Raw genomic sequence first — 1,853 nt, 5'->3', positions numbered from 1 at the left:
GCGCAAGCTGGGCCGCGATCACCTCGTTGTTCTTTTCGATGGCAGCCTTTTGCATGGAATTCCGTTCGTGGCCGGTTTTCGGCTTGCGGAGGAAATTAAAGCCGAATAGCGTGATCAACGCAAGTGTGATCACAAATCATAATCAGGAGGCGGCAGCGATCGTCTTCGGCCAGAGGGTTTGATGAGCGAGGCAACCAAACGGCAAGGGGAAATCCGCGCGCCGGTTCTGACGGCAAGGAATGTCGTCAGGCGGTTCGGCGGCCTTGTCGCGGTCAACGACGTCTCGTTTAACGTCAAAGCGGGCGAAATCCTCGGCCTCATCGGCCCCAACGGCGCCGGCAAGACGACGATGTTCGACCTGCTTGCCGGCAGCATATTGCCGACCAGCGGCGAAATCCTTCTCAACGGCACGAGCGTCTCGGGCGAAGCCGCACATCTGCGTATCGGCCGTGGCCTTGGCCGCACGTTTCAGATCCCGCGCCCGCTGCCCAACCTGACGCTGATCGAAAACATCATGCTGGCGGCGCAGGGTCAGGCCGGCGAAAAGCTGCTTGCCAATTTCGTCACGCCATGGCGCGTCGCCGCGCAGGAAAGGGCCGCCAGGACAAAGGCGCTTGAACTGCTGGAACTGGTCGCCCTCGCCCATCTCGCGCATGAGCCGGCGCGCGTGCTTTCCGGCGGTCAGCGCAAGCTGCTCGAACTCGCCCGCGTGATGATGGCCGATCCGGCGATCATCTTGCTCGACGAACCGGCGGCCGGCGTCAACGCGACGCTGCTCGAAGTCATCATCGACCGCATCCGCGACATCAATGCGCGCGGTATCACCTTCCTGCTGATCGAGCATAATATCGACATGGTGACGCGGCTCTGCCATCGCGTCCTCGTCATGGCGAGCGGCCAGTTGCTCAGCGAAGGCACGGCCGAAGAGGTCGCTCGCGACCCGCGCGCCATCGAGGCCTATCTCGGAGGCGCAGCATGAGCGAGATCGTTCTCGATGTCCGCGACCTCGAAGCCGGCTACGAGCCCGGCGTGCCGATCGTGCGCGGCGCCTCGATCACCGTCGCCAAGGGCGAGATCGTCGTGGTGCTCGGCCCCAACGGCGCCGGCAAGTCTAGCTTCATCAAGGCCATCGCCGGCCTCGTCCCGATCACCGGCGGCACAGTATTTCTGGACGGGAAGGACATCACTGCCGCGCCGGCCCACACCATGGTGCGCCTCGGGCTGGCCTTCGTGCCGCAGACCGAAAACATCTTCCCACTGATGTCGGTCGAGGACAATCTCAGAGTTGCTTGCGGCATCCTTGAGCGGCGCGAGATTCCTGCGCGCACCGAGGAGATGTATGCCGCCTTCCCCGATCTCGTCCGCCAGCGCCGCACCGCCGCCGGCAACCTCTCGGGCGGACAACGGCAGATGCTCGCCGTTGCGCGGGCGCTGATCGTCCACCCCAAGGTGCTGGTGCTAGACGAGCCGTCGGCCGGCCTGTCGCCGAAATTCGTCTCGATGGTGTTCGAGATGCTGGCAAACATCCGCAAGTCCGGCGTCACCATCCTGCTCGTCGAACAGAATGCCAAGGCAGCGCTCGCCATCGGCGACCGCGCCTATGTGCTGGTCGAAGGCAAAGACCGGCACGAGGGCATTGCCTCCGAGCTGTGGAACGATCCGGTGGTCGCCGAACTCTATCTCGGCCAGCGCCCCCGCAAGTCCGGCACAGGAGGTGGGGCATGAGCTTGCAATTTGTCGTCGACGGATTGCTGACGGGTTCGATGATCGGCCTGGGCGCCATCGGCGTGACGCTTACCTATTCGATCCTGCGCTTCTCGAACTTTGCCCATGGCGACTTCATGGCCTGGGGC

At 63.7% G+C, this 1,853-nt stretch carries 2 protein-coding genes and 1 pseudogene; all 3 read left to right on the top strand.

Annotated elements, in window-relative coordinates; translation table 11 throughout:
* Positions 1 to 181 precede the first annotated feature (181 nt).
* Positions 182 to 979, top strand: a complete 798-nt coding sequence (locus EN994_RS29535) for an ABC transporter ATP-binding protein (protein ID WP_063167568.1) — start codon at positions 182 to 184, stop codon at positions 977 to 979.
* Positions 976 to 1,725: an ABC transporter ATP-binding protein gene (locus tag EN994_RS29530; RefSeq protein WP_063167567.1), complete on the top strand. Its 750-nt coding sequence runs from the start codon at positions 976 to 978 to the stop codon at positions 1,723 to 1,725. Before EN994_RS29535 ends, EN994_RS29530 begins: the two co-directional genes overlap by 4 nt.
* Positions 1,722 to 1,853 (top strand): annotated as a pseudogene (locus EN994_RS36475) (branched-chain amino acid ABC transporter permease); the annotation flags it as partial. The gene EN994_RS29530 and the pseudogene EN994_RS36475, both read left to right, overlap by 4 nt.

Origin of the sequence: Mesorhizobium sp. M7A.F.Ca.CA.002.09.1.1, from assembly GCF_003998555.1 — a bacterium.
GTDB classification, from domain to species: Bacteria; Pseudomonadota; Alphaproteobacteria; order Rhizobiales; family Rhizobiaceae; genus Mesorhizobium; species Mesorhizobium ciceri.
The sequence above is the reverse complement of the archived record's forward strand: the minus strand, read 5'-3'. Positions and strand labels throughout refer to the sequence as shown.

Coding starts and splice junctions, on each gene's coding strand:
- EN994_RS29535 (WP_063167568.1), top strand. CDS start 182: ATGAGCGAGGCAACCAAACGGCAAGGGGAAATCCGCGCGCCGGTTCTG.
- EN994_RS29530 (WP_063167567.1), top strand. CDS start 976: ATGAGCGAGATCGTTCTCGATGTCCGCGACCTCGAAGCCGGCTACGAG.